This is a genomic window from Rhodococcus sp. YL-1, assembly GCF_001942025.1.
Lineage (GTDB): Bacteria > Actinomycetota > Actinomycetes > Mycobacteriales > Mycobacteriaceae > Rhodococcus_F > Rhodococcus_F qingshengii.
Window position 1 is genome coordinate 3,758,218 of sequence record NZ_CP017299.1, and the last position, 17,373, is coordinate 3,775,590.

Here is a 17,373-nt window from a genome sequence, read left to right on the forward strand (position 1 = left end):
ATCATACTCGAACACCCGTTCGAGTCAAGAGTTTTTCGAGTCAATCCACCGAGCGTCCCGGAATCACCACACCGCATTGATATGCGAGAACCACCAGTTGCGCGCGGTCGCGGACATCCAGTTTCGTCATCGCCCGATTCACATGGGTTTTTGCCGTGACCGCGCTGATCACCAATTCCGCGGCGATTTCGTCGTTGGACATCCCGAGGGCAACGAGGGTTACCACTTCGAGTTCGCGTGGTGTCAATTGACCGAAAATCCCAGAAGTCGAGTCGGCCCGCGACGGAGTGGAAAGGAACCGAGAAATCAACGCGCTGGTCGCAATCGGCGACAGCAAAGAGTTCCCACCTGCGACCGTCCGAACAGCATCGAGTAGATCCTCCGCTCGGATTCCTTTGCCGATGAAGCCGCTGGCTCCAGCCCGGATCGCCTGTGCCACATGCTCATCCACTTCGAAGGTGGTAAGGATCAACACGCGCACGTCGGTCAAATCCGGATGATCGGCAATCATGGCGGTCGCTTCGACTCCGCTGGTGCCTGGCATTCGAATGTCCATCAATACAACGTCGGGTCGGTGCTCGATCGCCGCCTGGAATGCCTGCTCTCCGTCTGCCGCCTCGGCGACCACCTCCATGTCCTCTTCCGAACCGATCAGCAGCGCAAGCGTTTGACGGAAGAGCGCCTGATCGTCTGCCACTACCACCCGAATACTCACGACTCCCCACTCTCCGAACCCCTGGACACCGAGACAAGCGGCAGTTGGGCGTCCACACGAAATCCCCCGTCCGCGCGGAATCCTGCTGAGACCTCGCCTCCCATTGCCTGTGCCCTCTCCTTCATTCCCAGCAGTCCGTACCCGGGCGGTGACGTCGAAGGCACTGCCGTTCCGGAGTTTTCGACCGACAGCACCAGAACCTCGGCTTCGTACGACAACGACACGGTGACGGCCCCTGGCAACGCATGCTTGCTCGCATTCACGAGTGCTTCCTGGATAATTCGGTACGCCGTGAGGTCTACTGCTGGCCCGAGAGGGCGCAGCGAACCCACAGCGCGCACTTCGATTTCCATTCCCGCACTGACGAATTGATCCACCAGTGCCGGTAGATCCGAAAGCCCCGGAGCCGGCTTCATCGAGCGATCACCGTCCTGAGCATCACGGAGAACTCCGACCGTGGCCCGAATTTCATCGAGTGCCGCCTTGGACGTTTCCTCCACTCCGCGTAGTGCAGTCGTCGCCTTCTCCGGGTCTTTCCCGATCAAGTGCGACGCGACCCCGACTTGCAGGTTGACCAAGGCAATGTGGTGCGCGACAACGTCGTGCAGGTCTCGCGCAATCCGCATCCTTTCTTCGACGACGCGGTGTCGGGCCTCGTCCTCGCGCATTCTTTCCGCTTGCACCGCGCGCGCCTCGACGGACTCCAGATAGGCTCGGCGAGAACGGACCTCGGCGCCGGCAAAACTTGCCATCAGCAACCAAGCCAACAACCCCAGTGCCTCCTGCAGGAGATTGTTCCCCACTCCCAGGAAGATCGTGACGAGCATCAGCGAGCTGACTGTGCTCGCCGCTGCGAAGAAGGTCCTCCGGCGGTCACTCGTGCTGGCAACGTAGTAGAGGCACACCATCGCTGCGGAACCTGTGCCGGCATTCGGCGGCGCTGACAGTGCAATCATCAATACGCCGAGGAGTACTGCCACCGCCAGTGCCGAGAACGGATAGCGCCTTCGGAACACGATGGTTGCCGCTGCGATCGCTGTTACAAGCACTCCCACAACCGTGACCTCGCGGGTGTCATTGCCGTCGAGCGCGATGCGGTGCGCCGTCCACGTGGCAAGGAGCACGAGAATCGCCAGTGCCAGGTCGATGGTGCGCGGGTGTTCCGCACACCATCGACCCCACGTCGATGTCGAAGTCATCGATCTACCGTATCCGGGTCACACCGACAACTTGTCGCTCGTGGGTTCACTGGATTCCTTCGAATCTGCGAGCAGCGCAGTCAACTGCTCCCCCTCGACATCGACGTTCGGGACCAACCGGTCCAGCCATGAGGGGAACCACCATGCCCTCGAGCCCAACAGGGACATGACGGCCGGTACGACGGTCATACGGATCACGAAGGCGTCGAACAGAACCGCGAACGAGAGTCCGAGTCCGATCTGCATGATGAAGGCGTCGCCGCCGAAGATGAAGCCCGCGAAAACGGCGATCATGATCAGCGCCGCGGCCGTGACCACTCGCGCGCCCTGGTCGAAGCCCTTCACGACTGCTTCATCCGGTCCCTCACCGTGGACGAACGCTTCACGCATTCTGGTCACCAGGAACACCTGGTAGTCCATCGCCAACCCGAAGACGATGCCAATCATGAAGATGGGCAACATCGCCACAACTGATCCGGTTTGACCTTCGATTCCGAGAATGCCGGCGAACCAACCCCACTGGAAGATCGCGACCAGCACACCGAACGTCGCACCGATCGAGAGCAGAAATCCGAGAGTTGCCTTGAGTGGTACCAAGATCGAGCGGAACACCAACATCAGGAGGATGAAGGCGAGGCCGACGACCAATGCGAGGTAGGGAACCAGGGCGTCGGCCAGGCGATCCGAAACGTCGATCGTCAACGCTGTCTGACCGGTGACCGACATCGTGGCTCCGGTCTCGTCGGTCAGTGATCCGGCGACCTCACGTATATCTGCGACGAGCGCCTTTGTTGCCTCGGTTTCCGGGCCACTCGAGGGAACCACCGTGATGACTGCTGTATCGCCGGCCTGATTGAGTGCTGGCGGCGTCACTGCCGCTACGTCGGGCAGAGCGCCGAGCTTTTCCTGGGCGCCGCTCAATGCCGCTGCCGGATCTGCGGCGTCGGCAACGTCGACGACCACCATGAGCGGACCGCTGAACCCGGCACCGAACCCCTCGGATAGTCGGTCGGTAGCCCTGGCGGCAGTTGTGTCGGGCACTGGTGGGCTCGCCAAACTCAGGTTGATTCCGAATGTGGGGATCGCCAGCAATCCCAGCCCGAGGACTGACGCGAGCAAAACCGGAACTCGACGCCGGATCACGAACTTGGCCCATCGCGAGCCCGCCCCCTCCGACTGTTTCCGGTGTGTCAGTTCACCGCCGGACGCCAGCAGTCGACGATCAGACCGACTCATGACGCGCGACCCTGCAAATCCGAGTGTGGCGGGCAGCAGCGTCAGTGAAATCACCACTGCAACAGCAACTGCGAATGCTGCAGCCAGACCCATGCTCGTCAGGAACGGGATGTTCACGACGAACAGTCCTGCCAATGCGATGAGCACCGTCAACCCCGCGAACACTACGGCCGAACCCGCCGTCCCCGCTGCGCGGCCCGCAGCAATTTCCGGATCATGTCCGTCACGTAGTTCGGAGCGGTAGCGCGAGACGATGAAGAGCGAATAGTCGATCGCCACGGCGAGCCCAAGCATCATTGCCAGGACGGTTGTGCTCGAACCCAATTCGATGAAACCAGTTGCGATAGTGATCGTGCAGATCGCGATGCCGATGCCGATCAACGCGCTGATCAAGGGAAGCCCTGCTGCCACCAACGAACCGAAAGTGACCGTCAGGACCACAGCGGCGATCGCGACGCCGATCACTTCGCCCATCGATTCGGCGCTGCTTTCCATCAGCACGTTGCCGGCAACATCGACTGCCAGCCCTGAATCCGCGGCGTCGTGGACGGCGGACTCGAGCAGTTCTTTCGAACTGTCCGGTAAGTCCATCGAGTCGGCGGTATAGGAGACCTGCATGTATCCGATCGTCCCAGTCGGCGACACTCCGCCGGAGGCATACGGATCCGATACCGCTGCAATCTCAGGATCCTTCCCGAGCGCAGAGACCAAGTCACTGACGGATTGTCGAATCGCCGGATCGGTGAGCGTCGTGCCCGCCGGAGATTCGAAGACGATGCGAGCACTGGCTCCGTCGGTGGACGATTGCGGAAATCTTTCAGCCAGAAGATCTTGCGCCGCTTGTGATTCGGTGCCCGGAATCGACAACGTATTGACGGTCGGACCGGACAGCGTTGCTGCGCCTACTCCGCCCGCCACCAGCAGGACGACCCAGAAGCCCACCATTGCCCAACGGCGCCGAAACGCGAGTCGCGAGAGTTTGTACAGGAATATCGACATGCGTGTCACTGTGCCGATACACGACCCCGTCGCACATCGTGCACAGGTAGGCAGTTCGACGTACTGCGCTCGCAGTAGGGCGGTGGTCCCCAGTGCTAGACGGGCCGGCCCAACTCCCTCGACCACGGCGGATCCGCCCCGGGACGTGACACGGTGACGGCTGCCGCGCGTGCGGCAAAGGTCAACGCGGCCGACCAATCTGCCTCGGTGAACGCACGCACAACAGCGACGTCGAGTGCGTCGTGACGATCAAGGTAGGCCAACAGGGCTCCGTGAACGGTATCGCCCGCACCGATCGTGTCCGCAACGTCAACCGCGGGCGCCGGCACCGAAACATCGAGTTCCTCGGTGATCAACCGCAACCCGTCACCACCACGGGTGAGCAGGACGGCGCCGACGCCTTCGTGGAGCCACTCGGCGCCGTCGACCGAACCCAACCACTTCGCGTCGTCGTCGCTCACTTTGAGAATATCGATGGCGGGCAACCACGAACGAAACCGTCGTCGATACGCGTCCGGGTCGGAGATCACCGCCGGACGAATGTTGGGGTCCACCATGGTGAGTCGACCGCGGGCGTGTGCTTCGTGCAGCAAAGCTTCGTAGGCAGAGGCCCCGGGCTCGAGCACCAGCGACAGCGTTCCGAACGAGAATGCCCGGGCAGAGGGAAGTTTCGGCAGCGCGAACTGTCGATCCGCCGTTCCCTCGAGGTAGAAGGAATACCGCGCACCTCCGTCCGCTGCAAGGTTCACGACGGCCAGAGTTGTCGGCTCGGGCCCACGTTCGACCCCAGTTGTGTCGACATTGGACGCGGCCAGCGAGTCGATCATCCGATCTCCGAAAGCGTCTGTGGACAAGCGAGAGACGAATCCCACGTCGGATCCGAGTCGACCCAGTGCAATCGCAACGTTGAACGGTCCACCGCCCAACTTGGGTGAGAAGTTCTCCCCCACCGGAACCAGATCAACCAGTCCCTCACCACACACCACGACGGATCGTTCGCGTGTATCACTCATCGGTAGACCCTAACCTTCTCACCAGTCGAAGATGGATGTGACCTGCTCGGCACGAACGAGTTCGGGTGCCGAGCAGGTCACGATTGTGATGGGATTCAGCTACCCACACGCTCGCCCGTAGCCGGGTCGAAGAGGTGAACAAGGCCGTCCACCCGCTCGAAGCCCAGCGTCTGGCCGTACTGCAGCTTCGATCGCCCGCCGGTGCGTGCAACGAGCGAGATCGGGTCGGCTTCGGTACCAGGCACGTGTGCGTAGATGTACGACTCGTTGCCCAGTTCCTCTACCAGGTCGATCTGAGCTGCGATTCCGTCTCCGGCAGCGACCACCTGGAATTGCTCGGGCCGAATTCCTACTGTGACCGAAGCCAGACCGGCCGCGGCGATTGCCGCCATCTGCTCGCGGTCCAGCGGAACCTCGACGTCGCCGAAACGCACCCCACCCGAACTGACCGGCGCCGTTACCAAGTTCATACCTGGAGATCCGATGAAGCCTGCAACAAACGCATTGGCCGGCCGATCGTAAAGTTCGGTCGGAGAAGCGAATTGTTGCAACTTGCCGCCCTTGAGCACTGCCACGCGATCACCCATCGTCATCGCTTCCACCTGATCGTGCGTGACGTAGACGGTGGTGGTTCCGAGACGACGCTGCAACGCCGCGATCTGCGTGCGGGTCTGGACGCGTAGCTTTGCGTCGAGGTTGGAGAGCGGCTCGTCCATGCAGAACACTTGCGGTTCACGAACGATAGCTCGGCCCATGGCAACTCGCTGCCGTTGACCACCGGAAAGCTTGGCCGGCTTGCGGTCGAGATAGTCAGTCAGGTCAAGCAGTTTGGCCGCTTCGGCCACTTTCTTCTTACGCTCCTCAACGGGCACACCGCGCATCTTCAACGCGAACCCCATATTTTCCCCGACGGTTTTGTTGGGGTACAGCGCGTAATTCTGGAAGACCATTGCGATGTCGCGATCCTTGGACGGGACATCGGTCATGTCCTTGCCGTTGATGGTGATCGCGCCGGAATCGATGTCCTCGAGCCCTGCCAACATGCGCAGGGCCGTGGACTTTCCGGAACCTGACGGACCGACGAGCACGATGAACTCCCCGTCGTTGATGTCGAGATCGAGTGAATCGACAGCGAGGGTCCCGGCACCTTCGTAGATGCAAGACGCTTTCTGGTACGAGATTTCAGCCATGACGAACTCCTGAGAGGGTGAGGAGAATTATTTGATTGCACCGAAGGACAGGCCGCGCACCAGTTTGTTCTGGGCGAACCAACCGGCCAGGATGACGGGCAATGCCGCCATGGTCGCTGCCGCGGAGAGCCGAGCCCAGTACAGGCCCTCGCCGGTGATGAACCCGACCAGGAAGACCGGAATCGTCTGTGCTTGAACAGCTGTCAGGTTGACGGCGAAGAAGAATTCGTTCCACGAGAAGATCACGCAGATCAGCGCAGTCGCAGCAATTCCGGGCGAGATCAGCGGGAGGATCACCTCGCGAACCGAGGTCCACAAACTCGCGCCGTCCATGCTGGCAGCTTCGAGAAGTTCGCCGGGGACTTCGAGAAAGAACGAACGCATCATCCACACTGCGATCGGCAGATTCATCGATGTGTACAAGATGACCAGCGCCCAGATGTTGTCGAGCAATCCGATGTCGTTGACGATCACGTACAGCGGCACGATTGCAGCGACGACTGGGAGCATCTTGGTACTGATGAAAAAGAACAGAACGTCCTGAGTCTTGGCTACCGGGCGAAGCGACAATGCAAACGCAGCCGGAACACCCAGTAGCAGAACAAGAATCGTCGACATGGCCGTCGCAAATGCGGAGTTTGCCAGCGTCGTGCCGAGACCGGAGTCGAGGACGGCACGGAACTGTTCGAGGGTGGGAGTGAAGAACAGCTTCGGCGGATCCGTGTAGGCGTCTGCCTCGGTCTTGAACGCGGTGAGGACCATCCAGAAGACCGGGAAGAAGAATCCGAGAGCGGCGATCCACGCCACAACCGACCACGGACTGAACTTGCTGCTCTTCTTTTTCTTGACGACGGGTTTGTCGGTCGTCGCGCTTGTCGTCTCTACGGCAGTCATCACGCCGCCTCCTCGTTGCCGGTGAAGCTCTTGAAGATCAATCGGAGCGCAAGTGTCGACACGATGATCGTCGCGATCACTGTCACGACACCCATCGCCGCAGCTTGACCTACGTCGAAGCCGAGGAACGCGCGCTGGTAGATGTAGAACGGCAGGTTCGAGCTGGCCACGCCGGGCCCACCCGAGGTCATCATGTACACCGCGTCAAAAGTGTTCACGAGGTAGATCGCACCCAGAACTGCACCGAGTTCGATGAAGCGGCGCAGGTGCGGCAACGTCAGTTCGCGGAACATCGCAAACGGCTTGGCTCCGTCCACCCGTGCGGCTTCGAGAACGTCTCGGGGCATGGACTGCAAACCGGCCAGAATGAGCAGCATCATGAAGGGCGTCCACTGCCAGATCAGATTGATCATGACGGCGGCGAGCGGAAACTTACTGACCCAGTCGACCTGGCCGACGCCGAAAGGCTGGAGTACGAAGTTCACGATACCGAACACCGGGTCGAACATTGTTGTCTTCCACAGCAATGCGCCGGCGACGGGAGTGATGAGAAACGGCGTGATCAGCAGTGTCCGGACGATGCCCCGACCAAGGAATGCGCGGTCGAGCAGCAGCGCCAGCGCGAGTCCGAGGATCACCGAAACGATGACCGTACCCACGATCATGATGACCGTGTTGACCGCGACTTCCCGAAACTGACTGTCCTTGAAAACCTCTATGTAGTTGTCGAACCCGTTGAAGTGCCGCGATCCCGGCCGGACAAGGTTCCACGACTGCGTCGAGTAGTAGAGGGTGAACAGAAACGGAATCTGAGTGACGACGATCGAGAAGATCAACGCCGGCAACAGGGGACCTCTACGACGCCAACCCTCGGCGCGGGAGATCTTCTTTTCGACACGGACCGGTGGCGCGTCGTCCACCGTAGTTCTGGGCTCGGCAACCGTAGTCATCGGTTCTCCTGATAGGTCTTGCCGACCACCTCGGCATACTGCTGGGATTGTTCGAGTGCTTCTTTCACGCTCTTCTGACCCGCGATGGCCGCACTGATCTGCTGGCTGACGCGAGTGCCCAGGTCCTGAAACTCAGGGATGGTGAGGAACTGGACGCCGGTGTACGGAACCGGTTGCACTGTCGGGTTTTTCGGATCTGCATTGTTGATCGATTCGAGGGTGATCGGACCGAATGCCTGAGCAGCCTCTTGATATTCCGGAATCTCGTAGGTCGAAAGGCGACTTCCCGGAGGAACTCTCGACCAGCCGAGTTCGGTTCCGACCTTCTGGATGTAGTCCTTGTTCGTCATCCAGGAAATGAACTTCCAGGCGTCATCTTTGTTCTGTGCCGACTCCGGGATTCCGAGCGCCCACGTGTAGAGCCAACCAGGATCGGACTTCTCGACCTTCGGGGCCTTCGCATATCCGATTTTGCCGACCACCTTCGACGAGGCGGGATCTTCGAGCACCGACACAGCCGAGGTCGCGTCGTACCACATCGCCGTGTTGCCTTGCGCGAATTGTGTTGCACATTCACCGAATCCGCTTGTGGCAGGACCCGGCTGACCGTGCTCCTTGACAGTGTCCACGTAGAACTGAACCGCATCCTCGACCTGCGGACTGGTCAACTGCGCATTCCAATTCTCGTCGTACCAGCGTCCACCGAAGGTGTTGATCACGGTGTTCAGCGGTGCGAGTACCTCACCCCAGCCAGGCTTTCCGCGCAAGCAGATTCCCGCCATCTTGGCGTCCGGGTTGTCGAACTGTGCTGCCCAACCTGCAACTTCTTGCCACGTCGGGTCTTCGGGAACTGTAATCCCCGCCTGATCGAACAGATCCTTGCGGTACATCAGGAACGACGACTCCCCATAGAAGGGGACCGCGTACAAACTGTCCTCGTACGACAGAGAAGTCTTGATCGACGGTACGAAGTCGTCCTCGTCGTAACCGGGCGTCGTGTCTGCATAGTCGGACAGGTTCGTGAGCCAACCGTTTGCGGCCCACTGAGGTGTCTCGTAGTTGCTGATCATCACGACGTCGAACTCACCGCCGCCGGTTGCCGTCGACGCTGTGATCTTGGCGCGCGCCTGGTTCTCGGAAAGGCTGACGAATTTGAGGTCGATGCCAGGGTTCTCGGCTTCGAAAGCCGGCGCCAGTTTGATGGCGTCCTGCATCTGCGAGTTCGACACCATCGCGATGGTGACTGTTCGTTCGCCGGAACCACCGAGCGCACCAGCGCCCGCACATCCCGACACCAGGAGGCAGAGCGCCACCGCGGCAGCGCCCCACACTCGTCTTCCTGTTTTCACGGATTACCTTCCTTCACACTTGCGTGTCAGTCGCGCGCTCGGACCGCGAAACTCGTGAGATCGCTAGCCTTCGAGCAGCCACTGGGCGCACTCGACGTCGGTGACGAGTACGTTTGCCAAACCTCCGCGCAATGCGCCCAGAACGGCCTGGCGTTTGTGTGTTCCCCCCGAAATCAGAATCGTCTGATCGCAGGATTTCACTGCGTCGAGCGATACGGAGACCGTTCGCTCAGGCAGTGGCCCCTCCACTGGATTGCCGTCGATCGTGTAGAAACGGCCGCCGATTTCACCGACAGCGCCTCGACTTTCCAACTCGTCCAGCATGGTCGAGTCGACGAAGCTATCGGCAAACAAGGTCGTGGCAGTCGAGACGGCACCAACTCCGAAAACCATGATGTCGGAATCAGTTCCGGCTTGCAGCGCCTTCGAGATCACCGAGTCGTTTCGCATCGACTCCACAGTCGCCGGGTCGGCATACAGCGGAGCGTTGAGACGAATAGGATTGGCCTGCAACTGTTGTGCACATCGGCCGATGGTGAAGTCGACACCGGTCTGGTAGTCGGTCACCGTCATGGAGCCGTCAAGTTGTACCACAGCCGAGCACTTCGCGGCCTTGTCTGGCAAAGATCCTGCTACCGCAACGGTTTCCGGACCCCAGGTAAACCCGAGAACGCTCGACGGCTGCAGACGACGAACCAGAACTTCCGCTGCTCTTCGACCGAGTGCGTCGAAGTCCGGGTCGTCCGCATCCGAAATCGCTTCGGGGACGATCAACACTTCGGCCAACCCGAAGTGCTTCTCCAGCTTCGATTCCAACTCCGTGTTCACCGAACCTTCGAGCTCCGGCGGTACCAAAATCTCGACCCTGACCAAACCTTGCGTCCGCGCCCTGGCCAACAGTCGCCCGGCTGTCGGCCGCGAGACGCCCAACTTCGCTGCAATCTCAGCCTGAGTGGCACCTTCGAGGTGATACATGGTCGCTGCCCGCAAGGCGAGCCGCACATCTTCGGAAGCGGGCAACTTCGACGTCTTGAGTCCTGTGGGCTGAGCCGACTGGTTCACACGGTCTCCTTGTGCATCAGGTTCAAAGTTTCTCGATCGTGAGCAAATGCTCACTAGATGTTCTTATGCTCATTAAGCTAACATCTACGTTGTGACGCACACAACAGTTTCCGGAGAATCCGTCGATCTACCTGCGACAATTCGGGCAAATGTCCTCGTCGAGACCGGAAAGATGCAGATGGTCGAGAGACCACGACCGTTCCCGAAGGCGGGTGAAGTCCTCGTTCGCATCCATGCCGTGGGCGTGTGCGGGTCGGACGCGCACTACTTTCACGAAGGTCGCATCGGCCCTTACGTAGTCAACTCACCGCTCGTTCTCGGACACGAAGCATCGGGACGCATCGCTGCGGTCGGTGACGGCGTCGACCCAAGACGCATCGGGCAGCGTGTCTCCATCGAGCCTCAGAAGCCCGATCCGACAAGTCCCGAATCCAAGGCAGGCAGATACAACCTCTGCCCTCATATGGAGTTCTTCGCGACGCCGCCGATCGACGGTGCGCTGACCGACTACGTCACGATCGGTGCCGACTTCGCCCATCCCATCGCAGATTCCGTGTCCTACGAGGCAGCTGCGCTGTTCGAGCCACTTTCCGTAGGGATCGCCTCAGCCCAGAAGGCGGGGATCACTGCCGGCTCTCGGGTGTTGATCGCCGGCGCCGGCCCGGTAGGAATCGTGACGACGCAGGTGGCCAAGGCATTCGGCGCGACGGAAGTCATCGTCTCGGACATCGACGCGGCCCGGCGTGATGTGGCACTGAAATTCGGCGCAACAACCGTCGTTGATCCACGTGAGAGCGACGTACGCTCGCTGGCCGTCGACGCATTCATCGACGCGTCGGGTGCCACGGCCGCAGTGATCGACGGGATTCACGCAGTTCGGCCCGCTGGAACCGTCGTTCTGGTCGGAATGGGTGCCGACGAGATACCGTTGCCGGTCCCGATCATTCAGAATCGCGAACTGATGCTGACCGGAGTGTTCCGGTACGCCAACACGTGGCCGATCGCCGCCGCATTGGTCGCTGCCGGGCGCGTCGATCTGGACTCGATGGTCACAGCACGCTTTTCACTCGAACAGTCGCAAGAGGCCCTGGTGGCCGATCGCATTCTCGGCAGCATCAAAGCCGTAGTCATCGTCGCCGAAGGAGACTAGTACTTTCATGGAACTCAATACGAAGACCCTGTTCGACTTCGATGCTGCACTCGAAGTGCCGAACTACGACCGGAGCAAAGTCACTACTGGCATAGTGCATTTCGGTGTCGGAGGCTTTCACCGTGCACACCAGGCCATGTACATCGATGATCTCCTGCGACGCGGTGAGGGCTTCGACTGGGGAATCTGCGGAGTGGGAGTGATGCCGTCGGACAAGCGGATGAAAGACGCTCTCCGCGCGCAGGACTGCCTCTACACGCTGGCGCTCAAGCATTCTGACGGAACCCTCGAGGCCCGGGTCATCGGGTCGATCGTCGAGTACCTGTTCGCTCCGGAGGATCCGGAGGCGGTGATCGAAAAGATGGCATCCGAATCGACGAAAATCGTATCTCTCACCATCACCGAGGGCGGATACAACATCTCGCACACTACGGGTGAGTTCGACGCGTCCGATCCCGATGTAATGCACGATCTCGAGCCGGGAACACTCCCCCACACCACCTTCGGTCTGATTTGTGCGGCACTCGCACTCCGTCGCGACCGGGGCCTCGCCCCGTTCACGATCATGAGTTGCGACAACATCGAAGGCAACGGATCGGTCGCCAGGACGGCAGTCGGAGCGTTCGCCGCCCTGAAGGATCCCGAACTTGCGGAGTGGATCGACGAGAACGGCGCCTTCCCCAACTCCATGGTCGACCGGATCACACCCGTCACGACAGCCGAGGTGACCACCGAGATCGCCGAGACGTTTGGCGTGGAAGATCAGTGGCCGGTCGCGGCTGAGCCGTTCACCGCGTGGTTCCTCGAGGACGAGTTCACCTCAGGCAGGCCACCTCTGGAGAATGCCGGCGTCAATCTCGTGCCGGATGTTCGCCCGTACGAACTGATGAAACTGCGCCTTCTCAATGCCGGCCATCAAGGCATCGCGTACTTCGGCTACCTTGCCGGATACCGCCTGGTCCACGAGGCATGCCAGGACGAACTCTTGTCGGGGTTCCTGCTCGACTACATGAATCTCGAAGCGACGCCGACCCTTGACCCGGTACCCGGCGTCGACCTCGATCAGTACAAGAAGACCCTCATCGAACGATTCTCGAACCCCCAGATCCGCGACACGATTGCACGTCTGTGCGCCGAGTCGTCCGATCGAATTCCCAAGTGGCTGTTGCCCGTCATCCGGACCCAACTCGACACCGGTGGGTCGATCAACCTGTCCACCGCAATTGTCGCCAGCTGGGCCCGCTACGCCGAGGGCACAGACGAGAACGGAGATCCCATCACCGTCGTCGATCAGCTGTCGGACACTCTGGTGCCGCTCGCCCAGAAACAGTCGAGCGACCCGTTGGCCTTCATCGGGTTCCGACAAGTGTTCGGCGATCTCGTGGACGATCGCCGATTTGTCGCAAGCTTCCGAAAGACCCTCGACTCATTGCACTCCGTCGGAGCCAGAAGAACCCTCGAGGAGGTGCGCGGGCTCTGACTACACCGAGACGTCGTGCAGGTGATGGATCGGATCGTGAATGAAGTAGGCCGCCAACGATTCGACGGTGAACGCCGATCCGTCACTGCGGAGACCCCGTCGTTGGCGGCTACCCTCTGGCACGGTTTCGAAGGCATTCGCGACCTCCGCCGCGGCGTCGGACAATTCCGATGCCACCGTTGCCGGATCTTGGTCGTTGTACCGCTCGGCCTCGGCTGTTGCGTCCTGATCCCAGTTCTCGAATCGCGGATCGTCGAATTCGAGCATCTGTTCCAACCGCACCTTGAAGATCCGGAACACGTCGCGTACGTGGGCGGAATACTCCAGCGCTGACCATGTTTCGCTGTCCGGTCGCTCCGTCACATTCTCGCGCTCCAGTACCTCGGCCCACGAGACGGCATTGCTACGCACAAGATCTGGAACATCCGCGAACGCCACAGCGGACGAATCAAACCCGCACTCGGCGCATGGGCGTTCGAGGACCCAGGTCCAGTTCTTTGTATCCGGGGTAGTCGGCATGGATCGAGAATAGTCCGCCAGGGCGGGGTCAGTCTGCTTCGATTGGCCGATGAAGCGAATCATGATCGCTATTGCGACTCCATTCGTGCTGATGCTTACTTCGTGTGGCGGGGACGTGGGCGACGCGGAACCCCACGAACTCGCCTTCACATGCGACGACGCACATGCGTACCTCGAAGTTTTCGGGACGGCCGAGGCGGCGTTGGCCCGGCTACAGAGCCCTGGATGGAACGATGTCCCTGAACTCGTGGGTTCCGCCAGCGCCTGGGCAGCGTTCACACCACAACAGCAGACTGCGATAGTCAATTCACTTCATGCGGCTTCCCGAGGTGAATGTTGATCCGTATTTCGGTGCCGGTATCCGGCATCTGACTCCGTCGACAAGATTTGCCGGTCGATACTCGGATCGGCCGAAGAACTGGACATACTCCGACTGATTCCACGTCGCCGATCGATCGAGTCCGCGATGACACGAGCGGACCGCACGACGACTGAAGAGGATTCGACGCTGAGGCGCGTGAGCGCACCCAAGAAGCCTTCGAAGCAGCGAAATCGGGATCGTGCGACCGAGCAACGCCGGAGGCCTGATTCGCCGGTCGCACAACAGAATTACAAACGACGACGTAACTACGTCATTCCGTTCGTGACAAAATACTCGTTCGTCGGCGACGGACCGATCACTTCGATTTCCTCGACGGGTCTCGTCGCCCCTCACGTGAAGGGCGTCGAGTCGACATGTACCCCTTCCGAACGCAGTAAATGCTCGGCCGCACAAATCAACAGGGAAAGGGATTCGTACGAGAGTCCCTCGATCGCATGCATCAGCCTGTCAGGCGCCGGAATCGACCGGTCGACCGGCGAACCCTCGGACCTCCGCACAGAAAGCACGGTCGAGAGTTCTCGTTGATTCACCACCTGACCTGCGCTGTTCGCTCGCTCGAACATGGCATTCAGCCGCTGGACCAGTTCCTCACCTTCAGCTGATCGAATAGTGTTGCCGAACAGCCTGTTTCCATGACCGGCTTCGACACCAGGCCCGATCGAGTTCTTGATTGTCACAGTATGTTCTCCGTTACGTTGGTCTGTCAGGTTGATCAGGGGTGCGACCCGGCGCAATTCGCAGAGCCTTTATCCGTGCCGCCCAACGGCGTCGCGTCCATCGACAGCAGACGAATCTCCCCCGGCGTCCATCGGCTTCCGGTAGCGAGACCTTGAAGTTGCTGTTCACTTGCAGTTCGTCGTTACACTTTAACAATAGTTGTAACGCATCGACAAGCGTTTTGTTCCGATTGCCCGGTTTTGCACCCGATCGAGGTAACTACTGAGCTCTCGCGGGCTGCGGATTCTGCAATTCACGAAGCTCGGCAAAATGGATCCGACGCAGACAAGGACGGCGAGACAGCCCTCGTTGGCTCTCATTTCCAGTGATCGAGCACGAAGTCCTCAATGGTGATGACCCAAGTCCGACAGCGCTTTTCAGACAGGGAAAGGGCCCCGCAGTTGCGGGGCCCACTATCGTTGCCGTTCCTTGCGTAGAGTCGTTTCCGACAGTCGGCTGCCGGTCAGCGCGTCAACATTTGGGTGCAGCCGAGTCGCGGGGGGGACGGCTCGACTGCCTTGTACCTACACCGGTAGGCACGTCTAAAGCGTGACACTTCTGTACGTCGAGCACATACGCTGAAATACCCGGATAGGTACCTACTTTTCCTTCACGTCCGGCACGTCGCTCGCTCGGTTGCGCCCAATTGCACTGCGCTCCCGATACTTGTCGAGGATTGGGTATCGGGATCCGAGACTTTCACCTCGTCCGAGATCGACGATCGCGGTACGACATTTACTTGTGTAGCCACGAAGGATCACAGCCGTACCCGCATGCGCGTTGCGTGCGATTCAATACCAACTACGTGTGGGCGACTGCACCAACTACCTGTGGGCAACTGCCCTGTTGATTGCACTCTGCGCACTTGTCGCCGTTGCGATCGTCGGCAGCATGACTTTCGACAAACGTCATTGGGTCTGACCTGCGGGCTCACGGCAACTGAATGTGGGGCGGGCGGGGCTCGAACCCGCGACCAATGGATTATGAGTCCACGGCTCTAACCGACTGAGCTACCGCCCCATCCGGATGCGATGCATCGCGGCGAATCCGAATGTTACCGGCACATCCGACGCGGATCACAATCGGGCAGGCGGTGACGCGTTGCACTCTTTCGAGTCGAGTCTTCCAAGGTTGGTCGGCACAGGCGCGATGAGCCGATACCGTGGGAGTGCACACCCCACGGAACAGGATCACCACATGAAGCTTGCACTGACCGAATTCAAGAACTCGAAGGCCACGATCCGGATCATCATGTCCGACGGCGCGAAGCTGAACGGCACCGTCACCGATTTCACCGAAGACACTCTCGTTCTCAATTCTCCGAATGGTGTCTACTACATCAACCCCAGCCACATCGTCCGACTGTTCGAGCCGTCGGATCGCGCAGCGAAGTAGGCGCACCGGCCGAACAGTTCGACGGTTCCGCCGAAAGCCCGACGCAGAGTATTGCGTCGGGCTTTTCGCATCTCCGCCGCCATCATCTTCGCTTCGCGTTCACTGATGCTGATGCCGCCTATCCTCTGCGACTTGGCGAACGACAGCGGACCACCTGAACTCGTGTTGTTCGACCTGGGCGGTGTGCTGTGTCGATTCGAGCCTGACCGTCGCGCCGCAGAACTGGCTGCGGCCATCGGCGTCACGGAAGACGAGATTCATGCCCTCGTGTTCGCGTCCGGGTTCGACCAGGAATGCGATCTCGGCATTCACTCCGAAACAGCGATCCTGGAACGCTTTCGACGACTCGGGTTTCCTGGTGACCGCGACGAGCTACGCCGAGCCTGGGCCAAGGCCTTCATCCCGGACCGCGCGGTCATCGATCTCGCAATCGCGCTTCGAAGCGAGGGGGTCGTGGTCGCCACACTCTCCGACAACGGACCTGTTCTCTTGGCCGCCATCGAGAGTGTCGTAACTCCATCGGCAATCGACGAGCATGTTTTCTCCTGCATGCTCGGAGCTACCAAACCCGAACCTGCGGCCTTCCTGGCTGCGCTGGAGTTGCTCGATGCGCGTCCACAGCAGACCTTCTTCGTCGACGACAACCCGGTGAACGTCCTCAGCGCTCGACGGCTGGGAATTCGCGGCGAACAAGCAAACAAGGCGGCAGACGTCGAATCGGCACTTCGATCGGTGGGTCTGCTGCGAGCGCACTAGGTCAGACAAAAACAAGGTCAGACCACAACAAGAAAGCCCCCCACCCGATTTCTCAGGTGAGGGGCTTCACTGCTCCCCCGGCTGGACTCGAACCAGCAACCGTCCGATTAACAGTCCAGGTAAAAGGCGCACTGGGGCGGGACTAGCCGGGGGAATCTAGGAATGCCGGGGGTAAACGGGAGCCGTCGGTGGTAGCCGGTGCACGACTTGTGACAACTACGTGACAATTTCTTGTCGAGTGAAGCGTGGGCACTGCCCTACCGGCGTCCGGACTGTCTGGTATGTATCTCCCATGGCAGACAAGTGGCTCAGAGCCTTTCGGTCGGCAGGCGATGGCTGCGCACGATGCGGCACCAAAACTCGATTG

15 protein-coding genes and 1 tRNA gene are annotated in these 17,373 nt (G+C 60.3%); 4 read left to right on the forward strand and 12 right to left on the reverse strand.

Annotated features, from left to right (window positions below; genetic code table 11):
* Window positions 1–40 precede the first annotated feature (40 nt).
* The 9 genes from BH682_RS17365 to BH682_RS17405 form a co-directional block, all read right to left on the reverse strand.
* Window positions 41–715: a response regulator gene (locus BH682_RS17365; RefSeq protein WP_042921920.1), complete on the reverse strand. Its 675-nt coding sequence runs from the start codon at window positions 713–715 to the stop codon at window positions 41–43.
* On the reverse strand, window positions 712–1,914 hold the full coding sequence (locus tag BH682_RS17370; protein ID WP_030536577.1) for a sensor histidine kinase: 1,203 nt from the start codon (window positions 1,912–1,914) through the stop codon (window positions 712–714). The genes BH682_RS17365 and BH682_RS17370 overlap by 4 nt, the downstream gene beginning before the upstream one ends.
* An 18-nt stretch (window positions 1,915–1,932) precedes the next feature.
* Window positions 1,933–4,149 (reverse strand): MMPL family transporter, encoded by a 2,217-nt coding sequence (locus tag BH682_RS17375; protein ID WP_064689215.1) that lies wholly within the window; start codon window positions 4,147–4,149, stop codon window positions 1,933–1,935.
* Window positions 4,150–4,244: 95 nt separating this feature from the next.
* Window positions 4,245–5,162 carry a carbohydrate kinase family protein gene (locus BH682_RS17380; RefSeq protein WP_058227207.1) on the reverse strand — a complete coding sequence of 306 codons (918 nt, stop codon included), beginning with the start codon at window positions 5,160–5,162 and terminating at the stop codon, window positions 4,245–4,247.
* 95 nt (window positions 5,163–5,257) lie between these two features.
* A complete protein-coding gene (locus BH682_RS17385) occupies window positions 5,258–6,352 on the reverse strand; it encodes an ABC transporter ATP-binding protein (RefSeq protein ID WP_042450146.1) in 1,095 nt (364 codons plus the stop codon).
* A gap of 27 nt (window positions 6,353–6,379) precedes the next feature.
* The gene (locus BH682_RS17390; RefSeq protein ID WP_050657016.1) at window positions 6,380–7,246 is read right to left on the reverse strand and encodes a carbohydrate ABC transporter permease; all 867 of its coding nucleotides are present in this window, start codon (window positions 7,244–7,246) and stop codon (window positions 6,380–6,382) included.
* Window positions 7,246–8,196, reverse strand: coding sequence for a carbohydrate ABC transporter permease (locus BH682_RS17395; protein WP_058227205.1), 951 nt, complete (start codon window positions 8,194–8,196; stop codon window positions 7,246–7,248). The genes BH682_RS17390 and BH682_RS17395 overlap by 1 nt, the downstream gene beginning before the upstream one ends.
* Window positions 8,193–9,545 carry an ABC transporter substrate-binding protein gene (locus BH682_RS17400; RefSeq protein WP_075833476.1) on the reverse strand — a complete coding sequence of 451 codons (1,353 nt, stop codon included), beginning with the start codon at window positions 9,543–9,545 and terminating at the stop codon, window positions 8,193–8,195. The genes BH682_RS17395 and BH682_RS17400 overlap by 4 nt, the downstream gene beginning before the upstream one ends.
* 63 nt (window positions 9,546–9,608) lie before the next feature.
* Window positions 9,609–10,607: a sugar-binding transcriptional regulator gene (locus BH682_RS17405; RefSeq protein ID WP_075833478.1), complete on the reverse strand. Its 999-nt coding sequence runs from the start codon at window positions 10,605–10,607 to the stop codon at window positions 9,609–9,611.
* 139 nt (window positions 10,608–10,746) lie between these two features.
* Between BH682_RS17405 and BH682_RS17410 the strand changes: the two genes are divergently transcribed.
* A complete protein-coding gene (locus BH682_RS17410; protein WP_063316289.1) occupies window positions 10,747–11,757 on the forward strand; it encodes an NAD(P)-dependent alcohol dehydrogenase in 1,011 nt (336 codons plus the stop codon).
* Between the two features lie 7 nt (window positions 11,758–11,764).
* Window positions 11,765–13,237, forward strand: a complete 1,473-nt coding sequence (locus BH682_RS17415) for a mannitol dehydrogenase family protein (RefSeq protein WP_063316185.1) — start codon at window positions 11,765–11,767, stop codon at window positions 13,235–13,237.
* Here the strand turns inward: BH682_RS17415 and BH682_RS17420 are convergent, their stop codons facing one another.
* From BH682_RS17420 to BH682_RS17440, 3 genes are all read right to left on the reverse strand, one after another.
* Window positions 13,238–13,756, reverse strand: a complete 519-nt coding sequence (locus BH682_RS17420) for a DinB family protein (protein WP_075833480.1) — start codon at window positions 13,754–13,756, stop codon at window positions 13,238–13,240.
* A gap of 711 nt (window positions 13,757–14,467) precedes the next feature.
* Window positions 14,468–14,815 (reverse strand): hypothetical protein, encoded by a 348-nt coding sequence (locus BH682_RS17435; RefSeq protein WP_075833484.1) that lies wholly within the window; start codon window positions 14,813–14,815, stop codon window positions 14,468–14,470.
* 986 nt (window positions 14,816–15,801) lie between these two features.
* Window positions 15,802–15,875 (reverse strand) — tRNA-Ile (locus BH682_RS17440).
* Window positions 15,876–16,052: 177 nt separating this feature from the next.
* Here BH682_RS17440 and BH682_RS36710 point away from each other — a divergent pair.
* Both BH682_RS36710 and BH682_RS17450 read left to right on the forward strand, forming a co-directional pair.
* Window positions 16,053–16,250 (forward strand): hypothetical protein, encoded by a 198-nt coding sequence (locus BH682_RS36710; RefSeq protein WP_223304512.1) that lies wholly within the window; start codon window positions 16,053–16,055, stop codon window positions 16,248–16,250.
* 132 nt (window positions 16,251–16,382) lie between these two features.
* Window positions 16,383–17,006, forward strand: a complete 624-nt coding sequence (locus BH682_RS17450) for an HAD-IA family hydrolase (protein WP_223304513.1) — start codon at window positions 16,383–16,385, stop codon at window positions 17,004–17,006.
* The last annotated feature ends 367 nt before the right edge of the window (window positions 17,007–17,373 follow it).

Bases quoted from the DNA above. Each gene is read 5' to 3' on its own strand.
- BH682_RS17380 (WP_058227207.1), bottom strand. From the start codon at position 5,162: ATGAGTGATACACGCGAACGATCCGTCGTGGTGTGTGGTGAGGGACTG.
- BH682_RS36710 (WP_223304512.1), top strand. From the start codon at position 16,053: ATGAAGCTTGCACTGACCGAATTCAAGAACTCGAAGGCCACGATCCGG.
- BH682_RS17385 (WP_042450146.1), bottom strand. From the start codon at position 6,352: ATGGCTGAAATCTCGTACCAGAAAGCGTCTTGCATCTACGAAGGTGCC.
- BH682_RS17415 (WP_063316185.1), top strand. From the start codon at position 11,765: ATGGAACTCAATACGAAGACCCTGTTCGACTTCGATGCTGCACTCGAA.
- BH682_RS17375 (WP_064689215.1), bottom strand. From the start codon at position 4,149: ATGTCGATATTCCTGTACAAACTCTCGCGACTCGCGTTTCGGCGCCGT.
- BH682_RS17390 (WP_050657016.1), bottom strand. From the start codon at position 7,246: ATGACTGCCGTAGAGACGACAAGCGCGACGACCGACAAACCCGTCGTC.
- BH682_RS17420 (WP_075833480.1), bottom strand. From the start codon at position 13,756: ATGCCGACTACCCCGGATACAAAGAACTGGACCTGGGTCCTCGAACGC.
- BH682_RS17370 (WP_030536577.1), bottom strand. From the start codon at position 1,914: ATGACTTCGACATCGACGTGGGGTCGATGGTGTGCGGAACACCCGCGC.
- BH682_RS17395 (WP_058227205.1), bottom strand. From the start codon at position 8,196: ATGACTACGGTTGCCGAGCCCAGAACTACGGTGGACGACGCGCCACCG.